16 protein-coding genes and 1 pseudogene are annotated in these 14,482 nt (G+C 65.6%); 4 read left to right on the forward strand and 13 right to left on the reverse strand.

What is annotated here, in order from left to right; genetic code table 11:
* The 4 genes and pseudogenes from JKL45_RS30850 to JKL45_RS21280 form a co-directional block, all read right to left on the reverse strand.
* Positions 1–3,716, reverse strand: a pseudogene (locus JKL45_RS30850) (baseplate multidomain protein megatron); the annotation flags it as partial.
* Positions 3,716–4,144, reverse strand: coding sequence for an NlpC/P60 family protein (locus tag JKL45_RS21270; protein ID WP_201863583.1), 429 nt, complete (start codon positions 4,142–4,144; stop codon positions 3,716–3,718). The gene JKL45_RS21270 and the pseudogene JKL45_RS30850, both read right to left, overlap by 1 nt.
* 196 nt (positions 4,145–4,340) lie before the next feature.
* The gene (locus JKL45_RS21275) at positions 4,341–5,231 is read right to left on the reverse strand and encodes a phage/gene transfer agent baseplate hub protein (RefSeq protein ID WP_201863584.1); all 891 of its coding nucleotides are present in this window, start codon (positions 5,229–5,231) and stop codon (positions 4,341–4,343) included.
* 263 nt (positions 5,232–5,494) lie between these two features.
* Positions 5,495–6,133, reverse strand: a complete 639-nt coding sequence (locus JKL45_RS21280; protein WP_201863585.1) for a DUF2460 domain-containing protein — start codon at positions 6,131–6,133, stop codon at positions 5,495–5,497.
* A gap of 81 nt (positions 6,134–6,214) precedes the next feature.
* Here JKL45_RS21280 and JKL45_RS21285 point away from each other — a divergent pair, with 81 nt between their 5' ends.
* On the forward strand, positions 6,215–6,460 hold the full coding sequence (locus JKL45_RS21285) for an HP1242/YdcH family protein (protein ID WP_201863586.1): 246 nt from the start codon (positions 6,215–6,217) through the stop codon (positions 6,458–6,460).
* A 149-nt stretch (positions 6,461–6,609) separates the two neighbouring features.
* On the opposite strand, the gene JKL45_RS21290 is transcribed toward JKL45_RS21285, so the two are convergent.
* Positions 6,610–7,293, reverse strand: coding sequence for a phage tail tape measure protein (locus JKL45_RS21290; RefSeq protein ID WP_246498756.1), 684 nt, complete (start codon positions 7,291–7,293; stop codon positions 6,610–6,612).
* A gap of 304 nt (positions 7,294–7,597) precedes the next feature.
* Between JKL45_RS21290 and JKL45_RS21295 the strand changes: the two genes are divergently transcribed.
* A complete protein-coding gene (locus tag JKL45_RS21295; protein ID WP_201863587.1) occupies positions 7,598–8,119 on the forward strand; it encodes a hypothetical protein in 522 nt (173 codons plus the stop codon).
* Between the two features lie 29 nt (positions 8,120–8,148).
* Here JKL45_RS21295 and JKL45_RS21300 read toward each other — a convergent pair whose 3' ends face one another.
* The 6 genes from JKL45_RS21300 to JKL45_RS21325 form a co-directional block, all read right to left on the reverse strand.
* Entirely contained in the window at positions 8,149–8,313 is a 165-nt protein-coding gene (locus tag JKL45_RS21300) for a phage tail assembly chaperone (RefSeq protein WP_210345859.1), read from the reverse strand.
* Positions 8,310–8,693: a gene transfer agent family protein gene (locus JKL45_RS21305; RefSeq protein WP_201863588.1), complete on the reverse strand. Its 384-nt coding sequence runs from the start codon at positions 8,691–8,693 to the stop codon at positions 8,310–8,312. The genes JKL45_RS21300 and JKL45_RS21305 overlap by 4 nt, the downstream gene beginning before the upstream one ends.
* 156 nt (positions 8,694–8,849) lie before the next feature.
* On the reverse strand, positions 8,850–9,260 hold the full coding sequence (locus JKL45_RS21310) for a phage major tail protein, TP901-1 family (RefSeq protein WP_201863589.1): 411 nt from the start codon (positions 9,258–9,260) through the stop codon (positions 8,850–8,852).
* Positions 9,261–9,455: 195 nt separating this feature from the next.
* Positions 9,456–9,866, reverse strand: coding sequence for a DUF3168 domain-containing protein (locus JKL45_RS21315; RefSeq protein ID WP_201863590.1), 411 nt, complete (start codon positions 9,864–9,866; stop codon positions 9,456–9,458).
* Complete coding sequence (locus tag JKL45_RS21320; RefSeq protein WP_201863591.1) at positions 9,863–10,198, reverse strand: phage head closure protein; 336 nt, start codon at positions 10,196–10,198, stop codon at positions 9,863–9,865. Before JKL45_RS21320 ends, JKL45_RS21315 begins: the two co-directional genes overlap by 4 nt.
* Before the next feature lie 166 nt (positions 10,199–10,364).
* Complete coding sequence (locus JKL45_RS21325; protein ID WP_201863592.1) at positions 10,365–10,931, reverse strand: head-tail connector protein; 567 nt, start codon at positions 10,929–10,931, stop codon at positions 10,365–10,367.
* A 25-nt stretch (positions 10,932–10,956) separates the two neighbouring features.
* Here JKL45_RS21325 and JKL45_RS21330 point away from each other — a divergent pair, with 25 nt between their 5' ends.
* Both JKL45_RS21330 and JKL45_RS21335 read left to right on the forward strand, forming a co-directional pair.
* Positions 10,957–11,700 (forward strand): S1 family peptidase, encoded by a 744-nt coding sequence (locus JKL45_RS21330; RefSeq protein WP_201863593.1) that lies wholly within the window; start codon positions 10,957–10,959, stop codon positions 11,698–11,700.
* 194 nt (positions 11,701–11,894) lie between these two features.
* Positions 11,895–12,683, forward strand: coding sequence for a S1 family peptidase (locus tag JKL45_RS21335; RefSeq protein WP_201863594.1), 789 nt, complete (start codon positions 11,895–11,897; stop codon positions 12,681–12,683).
* A 121-nt stretch (positions 12,684–12,804) separates the two neighbouring features.
* On the opposite strand, the gene JKL45_RS21340 is transcribed toward JKL45_RS21335, so the two are convergent.
* The gene (locus tag JKL45_RS21340) at positions 12,805–14,040 is read right to left on the reverse strand and encodes a phage major capsid protein (RefSeq protein WP_201863595.1); all 1,236 of its coding nucleotides are present in this window, start codon (positions 14,038–14,040) and stop codon (positions 12,805–12,807) included.
* Positions 14,041–14,182: 142 nt separating this feature from the next.
* Positions 14,183–14,386: a hypothetical protein gene (locus JKL45_RS21345; protein WP_201863596.1), complete on the reverse strand. Its 204-nt coding sequence runs from the start codon at positions 14,384–14,386 to the stop codon at positions 14,183–14,185.
* Positions 14,387–14,482: the final 96 nt, after the last annotated feature.

Here is a 14,482-nt window from a genome sequence, read left to right on the forward strand (position 1 = left end):
GCCGGACATATGACCGCAAGCGATCCGATCAAACTATATCCAAATCTTCTTGCGAGGCGGGGGCCGTCCACATATGGCACATCCACGGCCTCCCAGCCGTCGCCGTTGCGGCGGGTGCGGCGGATCCAGCCGAGGCGAATGCCGCCCTGTTCTCGCCGCGCCGTCACATGCACGGGGCTCAAAGGCTTCAGCGCCTCGCGACCCACAGTCGCGGCGATTTCGGCAACGGCCGCATCCGCATGATCGCGCCCCGATGGTCCGATCCTATAGCGCCAGCTCTGGCCGAGATCCTGCAAGCCAGCTGTGAGCGGCACGACCGCCTCGTCGAGTTTCACGATCAGGGCGCCTGCCGCCACGATGCGATTGGCTTCCGGCTCGCTGCCCGCAAGGCCGCGCAGGAAGCGCGACAGGCGGTAGGTGCGCTCCCCGATCAGCTCAGCACGCCCGGCCGACAGGATTTCCCAGCGGCCGTCCGCACCGCGCAGGGCGAACAGGTTGCGCCCGGCCAGCGCCGCCTCATCGTCGATGGAGCTCAATGCCCCGGTGGAGATTTCCACGTCCAGCGTCGCACCCATGTCCCAGCGCCAAAGCGGCCCTGGGGCGAACGCGGTCTTCGTGCGCCCGATCAGGGCGGGGAGATCGAGAATGCGATGGGGCGTGAAACTTGCGCTGTTCCCTGAGCGCCACACTGTCATGGCGCCGGGCCAGGGATCGGCCGCCACTGCGATGTATTGCAGCGGCGTGGGTTCACCAAAGGCAGCAGGCAGGTCGAGCACCACGGCCTGCGGCTTGCCTGGCACCGGCGGCGGGCGCTTCACCGGCCGCGGGATCGTGGAGCCCGGCCGCTCGAACACCGCAGGCTCCACCGCGCGTGTCGTAATCTTGCGGGTCGGGCCGTCTGCAATCCGCGTGATGCGATGGAGCTTTTCTCCCGCGTCGGTCGGCACCGCGATCACGTCGCCTGGCTCCAGCTCGATGCGGCGCGGCGACAGCTCGAACTCGGCGCCCTCGCGCCCCGCCCACAGATCCTGCAGCCAGGTATCGGCAAGGCGCTGCGCCTCGGCCCGTCGGGTGACGACGGCGCTGTCCGCCCTCGCCTCCCGACGACTCGAACCGGACAGGCGCCGGGACGCCACGCTGGCGCGCCGGTAATCCGTGTCGCCCTCGGTAAACCCCACCTCCACCTGCTGCGGCAGCTCGGTCTCCTGCGCGCGGGAGAGCTTCAAGGCCGGCTCGTTCTCGTTGAGCACGAGATCGTCCTTCGTGAGATGAAGAACGGCGCGCCCCCCACGCCCCTGCCAGGCGATCGTGCCGCCCCGCGCCACTGCATCGACCCCGAACAGGCGCAGCAGCGGCTCGAGCGCGCCGCGCAGGGACATCGGCCTGTCGATCACGTAGCCGTCCACAAAACCCTCGACGGGAATGGCGCCCGGATCGGGAAGGCCGAAATCGCGTAAGACTCGCGCAATCAGCCGGTCGAGGGTCGCGCCCTCGATGCGGCCGGTGATCCAGTGGCCCGTGTCCCAGTTGGCGCCGTCGGACCACACGAGATCGAAATCGGGAAAGGCCGGATAAGGCCGCGCATCCCAGGCCCAGACGAACACGTTGTCCGGATCCACCATGCGCCCATTGTAGGATGACGATGCGGGATTGTACTCGGGCGCAAAGCCCCTCTGGGCCGGATCGAAGCGCGAGAGAATGGCCTCAAGCGTGCGCGCCTGCACGAGATCGTCGCGCACGCCGCGTGAGAACGGCGGGTAGGCGGATTCCGATGATTTCGGATCAGGAAAGACATTGGGTCCGTTCGGCCCCTTGTCGACGGCAGGCACGCCGATCTCGGTGAGCCAGATCGGCTTCGATTGCGGTTGCCATGCGGTGGCCCCGACCTCGACGCCGCCGACGCGCTCCATGTGTCGGTTCGTCCACCATGACACGAGATCCTTCTGGCGAAAGACTCAGGGCTTGCCGGTGGCGCCATCGGTGATCGGGCGGCGGGTTTGCGCGGCGCGCTCCGCTGCATTGGCGTAGTACCAGTCGAAGGCTTCTCCGCTGCCGAGCCGCGCGCGCAGGTAATCCACGTCGTAGATGCTGCGCCCTGCCGTGAGATCCGCATGAGCCGGACCGTCGCGCCAGTCCGAGATCGGCGGGTAATAATCGATCCCGACCGCATCGATGGCGCTGCTCGTAAACAATGAATCGAGGGGAAAGCGCACCTCGCTCCCATTGTTCAGCACATGGGCACCGTATTCGGTCCAGTCGGCCGCATAGACGATTTTCGTCGAGGCGCGCAGGATCGCACGAACCTGCTGCGCGAGATCCCGCAGCCGCGACACCGCCGGATAGACGCCCGATGCGGAGCGCACGCGGGTGAGGCCGACAAGCTCGCTGCCCAGGATAAACCCGTGGACGCCGCCGGCCTGCTCCGCAAGCTCAGCATAGTGCAGGACCATGCGGTTGAAGCCTGCAGCCCGCGTGAACCAGAGGTTCACCTGGGTGGCGGCAGCACTCGTTCCATCGGGAGAGCCGGATTCTCCAGGCGCAGGATGACAGGTGATGCGCCCGCGCCAGGGATAGGCGGGCTGGCCGGTGCCGCCATAGGGGTCGGGCAGATCGTTGCCCGCCGGCACGTCCATCATCACGAAGGGATAGAGAACCACCTCCAGGCCGCGATCCTTCAAATTGCGGATCAGCCGGATCACGGATTCGTCGGACGGCGTGCCACCATAGGCCGGCGCGCCTTTCACGAGCGAGACCGCCTTCGCGTCCTCGCGTGTCAGCCCGGCCACAGACCAGGTGGCGCCATCCGTGGTCTTGATCTTCACGTCCACGCGCGGCTCAATGAGGCAGGAGCCGGCCCGCAGATCGTCGCCGAACCAGCTCACCACGAGGGACACGCGCTTGAGGTTGGGGCATAGGGCCTCCAGGGCATCCAGCGATGCCGCGACATCGCTTGAACGCTGCAGCTGGTGGCGGTTTTCCGGCCGGGTTTTGCCGAGGTCGAGCACCTGCATGACGGATCGCGTGTCATAGCCGAACTCGCTTGCGCCAGGGATGAGGCACACGGCGCGGACCATGCGGTTGAGCCCGTCGACGGGGCGCACCACCTCGAAGGAGAATTGCGGCACGCGGTTGCCAAAATCGGCGAGCGGCAGGCGCTCGAACACCACATAGGCCAACCCGCGATAGGCGGGCGCATGATCCGCGCCCTCCTTGGCGACGATCAGCGGATCGGCGCTTTGCGTGTCGCTGCCCTTGTGCACCCGCATGGTGAGCGTGCTGAGATCGAGCTCGCGCCCATCGGCCCAGACCCGGCGGATGAAGGCGATGCGGCCTTCGCATAGGCCCACGGCCAGATTGGCGAAGTAGGAATAAGTGGTTGTAACTGTCTTCGGACCACTCATGCCCTTGCCGCCTTGGGCACCCCGGTCGGTGTCGGTGTTCACCACCTCCTCCAGCCGCGTCGCCCAGATGAGCTGGCCGCCGATGCGCGCGCGGCCATAGACCCGCGGGATCGGCGCGCCCTCCGTCGAGGTGAGCCCGTCGATGTCCTTCAGGCGTGGGCCCTCGACATATTTGGTATTGTCTCCGGCAAAGAGCGCGTTGTCGATGGCGGCGCCCGCCAGCGCGCCGAGGGCCCGGCCCGCCATGGCGCCGATCGGCCCGCCGACCATGCCACCCACCACGGAGCCGACGGTTTGAAGAACGATGGTGGCCATCAGGGTGCATCCGGAAAACGAAAGGCATGGGAGAGGTGACGGCGCCACCAGGGACGGAACGCCACCTCGGCTACCGCCGCGCCGTCATGGGCGTGGATCATGGTGTCGACTGATGTCGCGATGGCGCAGTGCTTTGCCGGCATGGTCTCGCGCCAGCGAAAGAGCAGCACGTCGCCGGCAGTGAATTGCGCGGGGTCAATCTCGACAAGATGTTTGCGCGCGGCGGCCACCAGCGTATCCGCCCCGGCCTCGGCCCAATCCGGCGAGTATGGCGGCGGCAGCTCGGGCTCAGCCCCCATGACGCCGCGCCACACGCCGCGCAGCAGCCCGAGGCAATCGCAGCCGACGCCTTTCAGTGACGCCTGATGGCGGTAGGGCGTGCCGATCCAGGCACGGGCTTCCGCGATGATGAGATTTGATGAGGGCATGATTGGCAGCCGTGCGGCAGCACCCTCCCCTTGAGGGGGAGGGTGGCTCGAAGAGCCGGGGTGGGGTGAATGGCGCGGGTGGTTTGATGGGCTGTTTGCTGGATCCGAGTCTGCTCAGGCAAGGTCGCGTTGCCACCCCACCCCGCCGCCCTGACGGGCGTCGACCCTCCCCCTCAAGGGGAGGGTAAGAAGGGCCTCACCTGAAAAAGCTCCCTCCATCGAGCCCCGGCTCACCCTGCTGCGGCATGCGGATGATGAAGTCGTTGCCGGGCATGTGGGGGAAGCCCCGAAAGTTTGCGACGTTGTCGAACTTCCTGCGGCACGTGGCGTGTGTCTTGTCGCAGCCGGCCGTCACGCGGAACGTGTCGCCGGCCTTGATCGCTTGAGGCGCGCGCTGCCACAGGTCGAACTCGTCCGTTCCGCTGATCGCGCGATGCACCTTGATTTGGACGGAGACGCCGGCATTGTCGCTGGTGAACCAGGTGAGCCTGCCCGCATTGCACCAGCCGTCCGCAAAGCCGATGCCGGACGCCGCGATGCTCAATGCCCCGTCCGTGCGGGTGACCGTGCCCGTGTCGGAATAGGCCGACGCGGAGAGATTGACGCCGCATTGCGTGTCGCCGAGGTCGGCCGAGCAGGTGGCGCGAAAGAGCCGACCGCGTTCCTCGTCGAAGCGGTGCATGAGCCCCCTCACCTCCGCGACGAAACCGCCGTCGGCGCGCCGGATCTCGCCGATGGAGCCGATGTCGAGCAGCACGCGCTCGTCCACGTTGCTCCAGTTCACGAGCCAGGTTTCCACGCTCGCGTCGTCGTAGAGGCCGGACGAGATATCATCCTCCGTCAGCCCGGCGGAAACGAGCGCACCGGCCACCTCGCCGCCGCCGACTGCGAAGCCGAGTTCGGCCGTGGCCTCCGCAGCCTCCAGGCCAGAGCGGGCCGCATAGTTGACGCCGCCGAAGCTGATGTCGCGGTCGTGATCGGTGAAGCCGAAAGCGGTGCCGTCGCGCCGGATGAGCCGCCAGCAATGGCAAAGCGTCGTTGCTCCCGCGGTCAGATGAGCGGCGAGGTTTTCAGGAATGGTGCGCATCGGTGGCCTCGAATGGAGTTATGTGTCGGCTGTCCCACCCGCCGCGTCATGGCCGGGCTTGTCCCGGCCATCCACGTCTTGAGAACCGCAGCGTTGCAGAGACGTGGATCCCCGGAACAAGTCCGGGGATGACGCTGTGGAGAACATGGTGGGTGTCATTCCCGGCCGGAGCGTAGCGGAGGGGAAGGGAATCCATCGCGCTGAGCGTGATCGTGGATCCCCTTCCCTCGCCTGCGGCTCGCCGGGGATGACAAAGGTGAACGTCAAGGAATGATCTCGATCAACGGGATCTGCGGGATGCCGCCAGCGTCGAAGGTGGAGAGGTCGATGTCGAGCTCGTCCGTGTCGAAGCGCACCGGCACGTCGAAGGCAAAGCCCGCTGTGATGATCGCACCGGCTGGCGGCGCGGCCGCGAAGGTCACGAGGCCCGTTGCGGGATCGCAGTTGAACCCCGACCCTACTGCCTGCTCGACCCCGTTCACCGCCACCCGCACCGTGCCGCCGACCGGCTTGGCGATGCTCCGGCTATAGGGCGCGAAGCTGGAGCCGTAGGCTTTCACGAGCTGGAAAGTCCGCTCCGCACCGCTGCCGGTGCCGATCCGCTGGTCCAGCGGCGTCGGCTCGCGGGAGGGCGGGCCGGAGCGCCAGTCGGTGCGGTCGCGGAAGCGGAAGCCGAAGAGCCTGCCGCGCCGCTCCTCGAAGAAGGCGATTACCATGTGCAGGGCATCGACGGTCCTGACCCCGAGGCCCGCATCGTAGCGGCGGCGCGACCCGGCCCAGCGGCTGTTGCGGTGTTCGCGGCCGGACGCGAGCGTGACGATATCGGTCCGCCGCACGGGCCCGCCCCGGCTGCCGAGGCTGACGTCGAGCGGAAAGCGGACCTCGTGGAAGTCTGAGGCCATGGGCACATCCTGAAGGTTGAAACGAAAGAACCGGGGTGGCGTTGACGAGGCGCAAGCCATTCAACACGGAGGCGGTCGGCGATGAGCAATGCTCCCAACGACCTGGCGCAGGATTTCCCGGACAAGGTCGACCGGATCCATCAGCTGAAGACGAGCAACGGCCGCTTCGCCCGGCTCTACGACGAATACGACGAGCTGAACCGCACCATCCACCGGATCGAGACCCGGGTGGAGCCCACGTCCGAGGCGGCCGAGGAGGAGCTGAAGCGCCGCCGCCTGCAGATCAAGGACGAGATCATGGCCATGCTCGACGGCACGGACGCCTGATCGAGATTCCGGGAAACGACACTAGCCCTCATCCTGAGGAGGTCGCGCAGCGCCCGTCTCGAAGGACGATCCAGTGATCTATGGACAATCCTTCGAGCCGCCGCTTTCAGCGGCTCCTCAGGATGAGGTGATTTTGGGAGTCTAGGGCTTTACATCCCGCGCTGACCCCGCGCGACGGCGCGGGCGAGCGCGGCGGAAACCTGCGCCTCGGAGCGCCGGAAGCTATCGGCATCCGGGGTCGTGACGTTCACGGTCACCGAGACCGGCCGCCCTCCTCCGCCGCCTCGCACGCCGAGCCGCCCGTCCGGCCCGCGCGCCAGCGGCATCACGGCCTCCGCACCCTGCTCACCCATGAGGCCGAGCCCGCGTCCGAGCGGAAAGTAAGTCGGCGCGCCGACCACCCCGCCCTTGGCGAAGGGCATCACCATGCCGCGTGAGAAGACGCCACCTCGTGCATAAGACCCTCCAGCACCGACCAGGGAGCCGAGGAGAGACGACAGCCCACCGCCCAGACTTTGACCTGCGCCGGACAGATCAGGCCCGATTGGCAATGCGTTGCCGAACAGGCCCACCATCAGTGTTTGCAGACCACGACTGAGTGCCATCTGCAGTGGAGCCATCGCCGAGCGGAGCGCGAATTCTGTGAATGACTTGCGCACGTCTTTCAGAACGTTATCAAATTTCTTGACTTCCGAGATGTTCTTCGCGAAAGCAGTAGACAGGGATTCCCCGAACCGTTCGGAGAGGCCGATGAGTGTGTTGAGCTGGCGCTTGCGATCTTCCTCCAAGCTATTGGTCGGCGATACTGGGCTTTTGGCTGGTTTGTCGCTCAAACATATCTCCTTTGCGTTTTTCTGTTGTTTTTCGATGCTCCCCATGTCGGCCTGCGCACCAAGTCGTGCACCCGATGACGTTTTTGACATCGGGAATATCAGCAAACCCCAATGGCAGAGGATGCAGAATGAGTGCGATTACGAAGCGCAAAAAGCCGTTTCATCACAAAGGCCAGGTCCAGTTCGACACTTGGATTGGCGTAACCTTTACTTGAAATGCTTAGCTCTGAAGGGTGCAAGACATATTGGAACAACTGACGATTTTCCGGACGTATGACAATAAAGAAGTTTTTCGGAGAGGCCGATGGGCGTGTTGAGTTGGCGTTGTCTATCTTCGTTACCCTTATCCCCTGCACCTGGATTCAATCTCAATGGTTCGGCCATCGCTAAATCTCCTAGAGTAAAACTGGGCCTGGCGGCGCTTATCTTGTTTTCACAGGGCGCTTGTGTCAGCGCTCCGGCGACTACGTCCCGAATGATCTACAGGACCCCTGGCACGGTCTCCGCCCAATGGAGCCGAATTCAGGATGAGTGCAATTATGAAGCCGAGAAGGCGACGGCATCGGCAAGCCTCAAGACTCCAACTGAGTACAGGCGGTTCCGGCTGTTCAACATGTGTGCGAAGCTGAATGGCGCAACATTCGTCGGTAAGGTCACAATGCCAGATGCCGAGTGGGAGCGTATTTCGATGCAATGCAAAGCAGAGGCCCGAACAGCCGTTGCCAAGCAAGCCGCCTCACAGAGCCGAGACGAGTTGCAGGAGGACCTCGAGATTGATTGCGCCAAGCGGAATGGTGCGGTGTTTCGCCAAGACTACTATCCTTGAATTTGAACGATCATCGCCAAGATTCAGGCTTACTCGTCCGGAGATACCTCCATCAACCGCCTGAGATCGCCGCTCAGTGCCGGCTCCATTTTTCGCCCGCCATGCAGTCCCTCCCAGGCCGCGAGCAGCTCACGCGGCGTCGCGCGCCAGAATATTTCCGGATTCCACCGCAGGATGCTCAAGCCCAGCGTCAACGCGTCATCCCAGGGGAAGGCGCATGACTCGCGCTCGCCTCCTGGGATGACGGAGGGTTTGGCGATGCCTCGCCTCCGCCGAAGGTCATGACGAGAAGGTCGGCCAGCGCTGAGGCTACGGGCTCGACACCCTCATGCAGCGGCAGGCTCGCCACCTCCGCATCGGTCATTGGATGACCGCCGCCGCGCAACGAGACGGCGAGGAGCGTCAGCAGGTCGCGGCTCGACAGGCGCCCGGTGCCGAAGCGCTCCGTGAGCGCCATGAGATCCTGCACGCCGAAGGCATCCTCCAGCTCTGCAAGCGCGCCGAGCGTGAGGCAGAGGGTATAGCGCGTGTCGCCGAGCTGCAGCGCCACCTCACCCCGTCGTCTGTTGGGCATGTGTTTCTTCTTTCTCTTTGTGAAACCCTCCGCCGTCATGGCCGGACTTGTTCCGGCCATCCACGTCTTCAACCGCGGCAAAGACGCGGATACTCGGAACAAGCCCGAGGATGACAGCGAGAATGCGTTTTCAGAATGAGTGCAGCGAAGGCCCGCTTATATTGCTACGAACACCAATGCGCCGGCGGATTCGAACGCCATCTCGAAGGTCACCTCACCCGCATGGTCGCCGCGATATTCCAGGCTCGTGATCTGGAAAGGGCCCTCGATACGTCCGAAATCCGGAATAACGATCTGGTAGGTGAGGATGTCGCCGTCGAAGAAGACCTGGCGCATGCGCGCGTCCGAGGCCTCGTCCTTGAACACACCGGAGCCGGAGATCGAGGCTCGGCGCACGCCGACGCCGGCGAGCAGCTCGCGCCAGCGTCCGGCGGATTCCGCGTGCGTCACGTCGACGGTCTCGGCATTGAAGGCGATCTGGCGCGTGCGCAGGCCCGCCACGGTCACGAAGGCGCTGCCGCCGTCACCGATCTTGATGAGCAGATCCTTGCCCTTTTGAGCAGGCATGGGTTGTCCTTATGTTGATTGGAGTAAAAGCTGTTTCCACTGTCATTCCGGGGCGCCGGAGGCGAGCCCGGAATCCATAAACATGCCGTGTCAGGGAAGAGCGGACCGCGTCACGCTTCGTTCTGCGCCGTCAGAGTTTATGGATTCCGGGCTCTCGCTAAGGCTCGCCCCGGAATGACAGCGTGGAGCACGACCTCACACCACCTCCGTCACCGCGCGCAGGCTCAATGTCACGCGGGCGAGGCCGGAATCCTTGTCGCGGATGGACGCGAGTTCGGTGACGCGAAGATTCACGAGGCGGTGGCCCTCAACGGTGAGCGACGCATCGTCGAGGATCGCGAAGAAGCGGTCTGCGACCATGAGCGCCGTGCGCGCTCCTCCCTTCTCCGACCAGATCACCAGATCGACGCTCTGCGCGTGGCCACGGTCGGCATCGGTGGACCAGTCCTCGGCCTTCACGTCGCCGAAGAGCGCATAGACCGGCTCCGCTCCGCGCGGCGGCTCGTCGTAGAGGCGAAGCGCGCCGCCCATGAGCGCGCGCAGCTCGGCGTCGCCTGAGGCCGCATCGATGATCGCGCGGCGTAAGGCAAGCACCGGGCTCGTCATGCCCTCACCTCCTCGACGAGGCAGACGAGATCGCGCTTCGATCCGTCGGGATCGGAGGCCGCACGAATGGCGAAGCGGCGCAGGCCCGAGGTGAGCCGCATGGCGCCGGTCACACCCTCGCGATAGCGCAGGGTGATGCGGTGCGTCAGGCTCTGCTCGGGCCGGTCGGCGCGCACGCGCTCGTGGCCCGAGAGCATCTCGATGGCCCCCCATAGTTGAGGCCCCGGCGCATATGAGCGAATGACGCCGCCGAAGCCGTCGGACCGCTCCAGCGGCAGCTCGAGCACGAACCGGCGCGAGCGCGCGCCGATGGAAATGGATTTGGTTTTCATGGCAATGTCTTTGAAAGGGAATGACGATCGACGTGCGAACTCTCGACCTCATCCTGAGGAGGTCGAGCCAAGAAAGACGTGGATGGCCGGAACAAGTCCGGCCATGACGCCGAGGGTCTCATTTCGGGGCTGCGCAGCGGCGTCTGCAATGACAGTGGGAACGTTTTTACAGACGCGCCCTCTGAAACGGCGCCACGAGGGCCAGCGCCTCGGGCGGCAGGATCTGCTCGCCTGCCACATCGCCGCGGTTCTCGAACCAATGCGCCACGAGAATGCGGATGGCGAGCTTCAGGGTCGCGGGCACCGCCTCCGCATGCGTGCCGAAGCCGGCACGCAGCGCGACCGAGATGCCGTTGCGGGGCCTGCCCGGCTCAGGCGCCCCGGAAACGGTGATGTGCGGCGGTTCGCTCAACGCGTCCACCTCGAACGCATTGGCCGGCAACTCGGTGACGGCACCCGTGGCGTCCGTGATCCTGATCGCATCGACCGCAATCAGGGGTGAGAGCGGCAGCAGGATCACGCCATCGCAGGGCCAGCGGTCGAGCACCACGCGCCAGCTTTGCTCGATGAGGATCCTGCGCGAGGCCGCCTCGACCGTGAGCCTGGCTGCCTTGATGAGGCCTGAAATCAGGTCATCCTGCGCGGTCTCGTCCTCGTCGACGCGCAGATAGGCCTTCATCTCGGCGAGCGTGATGGGCTCGACGGCAGGGCCGCTGACGAATATGGGAATCATCGGAAACAAGGATCCTTGTGCTGTCATGAAACGTTCGATCACGCTTTGTCTCGCGCTGGCGCTGCCTGTTGCAGGCGCCCACGCCATTGTCGGCGGCCAGCCCGATGAGGGCCCGCTGTCGCGCCAGAGCGTGATGGTGTTGAGCTCGAACGGCGGCGTCTGCACCGCCGTGGTGCTGGCTCCCGACGTGGTGCTCACCGCCGCCCATTGCGTCACGGGCGCGGCCGAGCACCGGGTGCATTTCCGCGACGAGTCGGGCGAGCCCGTGCTGATCGTGCCGGCCGCGAAGACCGTGCATCCCGGCTACAATGCGAAGGCCGTGGAGACGCGCCAGCGCTCCATCGACCTTGCGCTCGTTCGCACACCCGAGCCCCTGCCCGCGCGCTTCGAGCGGGCGACACTCGGCGCCGCGAAGGTGCCTGAGAACACCTTCGTCACCGTGGGCGGCTATGGCCTTGCGCGCGAAGGCGATGCCAAGAGCACCGGCACCTTCCGCGCCGCGTCTCTGACCGCCGTCGAACCCTATGGCCCGAGCAAGATCCTGCTCTGGGCGGAGGGCTCCGGTTCGGCCAGCGCCTGCCAAGGCGATTCCGGCGGGCCGATGGCATCCGGAGCCACCGTCGCGGCGATCACGAGTTGGGCAGCGCCGGCTAAGGGCCGAAGCTGCGGAGGCCTGACACAGGGCATCCTCGTCGGCCCGCAACGGGACTGGATCGACCGGGTTCTCAAGGGCTGGAACCGCGCGGCGTTGTGGAGCGGCAACGGGTAGAGCATTGTGCGGAAAAGTGGTCCCGGCTTTCCGGCCCACACGATGCTCTCTTTCAAAAAAGCATCGGATTCGATCCCAAAAGCGGGGTCCACTTTTGGGTCCGATGCTCTAGACTTTTAGTAAAGGGCCGGAACTATCCTTGTTGCCCAATTCTTGCCCTATCACACGCTCCTCCCCTCATGGCATGATCCCCGATGCGCGCGCTGCCCCTCCTCGCCCTTGCTGTCTTCACCCTCGTTGCGAGCCCGGCCTGGGCCATCCTGCAGGGCTCCACCTCGAGGGATCCGAACGGGCTGCGCCGCTCGGTGGTGTCCATCGAGAACTCGCTGGGCGAGCTCTGCTCGGGCGTGATCGTCGGGCCCGATCTGGTGCTGACGGCGGCCCATTGCGTGATCGACCGGGCCGCCTACCGTGTGACCGCGCTCACGCGCGCCTTCCGGCCGCAGCGCTTCAACGTCGCCGCGCTGGCCATCCACCCGACCTTCGTGGCCGGCACGACGCCGCGCACGCAGCCCGGCATCGATCTCGCGGTGGTCAAACTCGACCGCCCCCTCGGCTCTGATTTCCTGGCCCTTAACCCGACCCAGGCCGGGCGGATCGACGTAGGCGACGGCGTCACCATCGCCGGCTACGGCGTGCTCTCGGAGCGCGCCCGCGGCACGGCCCGAACCCTGCGTCAGACCAATCTCGTCTCGCTCGGCCCCATCGAGGTCGCGAACCGCGTCCTCATCGTGGCCGACCGCAACCGGCTTGCCGAAACATCGGGCGCCGGAGCCTGCCGGGGCGATTCCGGCGGCCCGATCCTCGCCGCGACCCAGAGCGGCTATCAGCTCTACGGCATCACAAGCTGGTCGAGCGGCGCCCTGCGCTCGCCCCGACCCACCGCCTGCGGCGGCCTCACGGCCGTGACGCCAGTGGTGGAGCACCTTCGCTGGATCGTGGGCAGCATGCAAAGCCTCAACGCCGCGTGGGCGGGGAATTGAATTATTCCTCACCATGTCATTCCCGGCCGGAGCGCAGCGAAGGGGAAGGGAATCCACCCGTACGCTCAGCGCTATGGATCCCCTTCCCTCGCCTTCGGCTCGCCGGGGATGACACTGCGGATTAAGCCGCGAACTTCAGCAGCTTGATCGCCGCGTAATCCTGCACGCCGCCGCCCACGCGCTTGGTGGTGTAGAACAGCACGTAGGGCTTGGCGGAATACGGATCGCGCAGCACGCGCATGCCGGCGCGGTCCACGATGAGGTAACCGCGCTTGAAGCCGCCGAACGCGATGGCGCAGGCGTTCAGCGCAATGTCGGGCATGTCCTCGGCTTCGACGACGGGAAAGCCCATCAGGGTTGCGGCCTGGCCGATGCTCGCGGGCGGTGACCAGAGATACGCGCCGTTGTCGTCCTTGAAGCGGCGGATCGCGCTCTGCGTCTTGCGGTTCATCACGAAGGAGGCGTTCTGGCGGTAGCCGGATTTCAGCGTGTAGATCAGGTCCACCAGCACGTCGGACGGGTTCGACGCCGGGAAACTTGCGCCGCCCGTGTTCACCGTGCCGAGGCGGCCCCATTCCCAGATCTCCTCCTCGACCGTATCGGTGGTGAGAAAGCCCTTGGGCTTGTTCACGCCATCGCCGTTGACGAAGGCGGCGCTCTCCTGCTCGGCGAAGGCGGATTCGACTTCCTCCGCGATCCAGCTCTCGATATCGACCACCGCGTCGTCGAGCAGGGTCTGGGTCGCGGCCGGCATGGCATAGAGCTCCATGGCCGGGAAGCTCATCTCGGACAGCGTGGGGCTCGCCGTCTGCGGTCGCGCCGCCGTCTCGCCGACCCAGCCGGTGGCCGGGCCCGTGGTCGAGAAGGCGCGCTTGTACTGACCGCCCGAAATCACCCGCACCGACGAGATCGCGCGGATCGGCGAGACATTGGCAAGACGACGCAGCACCTCGCGCTCGACATTGTCAGGCACCAGATAGCCGCCGTCAGGCCCGGAGCCTGCAGAGAGCGCCTTTTCCTCCAGCCGCTTGAGACCGGTAGCCTCGCCGCTGCGGACATAAGCATGGAACGCCGCCTTGTGCTCGGCTTGGGCCGGGTCGCGCGGGGCATCGGTGCCGCCGAGAGGCGGGCGGGAGCGGTCGAGGCTCAGACGGTCGAGACGGCGCTTGGCATCGTCGAGGGCGGTGTCGATGCGGGCGAGCTTCTCGTCCGTCACTACGTCGCTCGTGAGCCTGGTCTCGATCTCGGACAGGCGAGTGTCATTGGCGTCCTTGAACGCCTCGAAGGCGCGGGCGAAATCATCGAAGGCCGAGGCGACATCGTCGGACACGGCTTTGGTTTCAACAACGGGAATCATCACAATCCATAGGTTTGAAAGGAACAGCTTAGGAAATGAGCATCGGGTCGATCCGAATAGTGGGATCCACTTTTCGGCCCGATGCCCCAATAAAAAAGGCCCGCCGATTGGCGGGCCCGTTATTTCCCTGTGAGGGGAATGCTTACATGCGGCGGGCTGCGCGGCGGGTTGTTCTTGCGACGGTCGGTCCCGTCACAGCACCAACGGCGCCGCCGGCAACTGCGCCAACCGGACCGGCCACGGCACCGACACCGGCGCCGACGGCCGCACCGCCAACCCGCTCTTCCGTGGTCGTGCAGCCAGCCGCCGCAAGGCCGAGGAGTGCAACGAAAGCAAGCTTCTTCATCAAAACCTCCCGAGACAAGCGGACATCAGACACCTTTCGAGAGGAAAGGGCCCGCAGCTTCCGCGCTCTTGCGGGCTTTCAGCTAACGCGCTCCCA

Source organism: Microvirga soli (genome assembly GCF_016734765.1).
Lineage (GTDB): Bacteria > Pseudomonadota > Alphaproteobacteria > Rhizobiales > Beijerinckiaceae > Microvirga > Microvirga soli.

Coding starts and splice junctions, on each gene's coding strand:
- JKL45_RS21270 (WP_201863583.1), bottom strand. CDS start 4,144: ATGCCCTCATCAAATCTCATCATCGCGGAAGCCCGTGCCTGGATCGGC.
- JKL45_RS21275 (WP_201863584.1), bottom strand. CDS start 5,231: ATGCGCACCATTCCTGAAAACCTCGCCGCTCATCTGACCGCGGGAGCA.
- JKL45_RS21280 (WP_201863585.1), bottom strand. CDS start 6,133: ATGGCCTCAGACTTCCACGAGGTCCGCTTTCCGCTCGACGTCAGCCTC.
- JKL45_RS21285 (WP_201863586.1), top strand. CDS start 6,215: ATGAGCAATGCTCCCAACGACCTGGCGCAGGATTTCCCGGACAAGGTC.
- JKL45_RS21295 (WP_201863587.1), top strand. CDS start 7,598: ATGGGCGTGTTGAGTTGGCGTTGTCTATCTTCGTTACCCTTATCCCCT.
- JKL45_RS21305 (WP_201863588.1), bottom strand. CDS start 8,693: ATGCCCAACAGACGACGGGGTGAGGTGGCGCTGCAGCTCGGCGACACG.
- JKL45_RS21310 (WP_201863589.1), bottom strand. CDS start 9,260: ATGCCTGCTCAAAAGGGCAAGGATCTGCTCATCAAGATCGGTGACGGC.
- JKL45_RS21315 (WP_201863590.1), bottom strand. CDS start 9,866: ATGACGAGCCCGGTGCTTGCCTTACGCCGCGCGATCATCGATGCGGCC.
- JKL45_RS21320 (WP_201863591.1), bottom strand. CDS start 10,198: ATGAAAACCAAATCCATTTCCATCGGCGCGCGCTCGCGCCGGTTCGTG.
- JKL45_RS21325 (WP_201863592.1), bottom strand. CDS start 10,931: ATGATTCCCATATTCGTCAGCGGCCCTGCCGTCGAGCCCATCACGCTC.
- JKL45_RS21330 (WP_201863593.1), top strand. CDS start 10,957: ATGAAACGTTCGATCACGCTTTGTCTCGCGCTGGCGCTGCCTGTTGCA.
- JKL45_RS21335 (WP_201863594.1), top strand. CDS start 11,895: ATGCGCGCGCTGCCCCTCCTCGCCCTTGCTGTCTTCACCCTCGTTGCG.
- JKL45_RS21340 (WP_201863595.1), bottom strand. CDS start 14,040: ATGATTCCCGTTGTTGAAACCAAAGCCGTGTCCGACGATGTCGCCTCG.
- JKL45_RS21345 (WP_201863596.1), bottom strand. CDS start 14,386: ATGAAGAAGCTTGCTTTCGTTGCACTCCTCGGCCTTGCGGCGGCTGGC.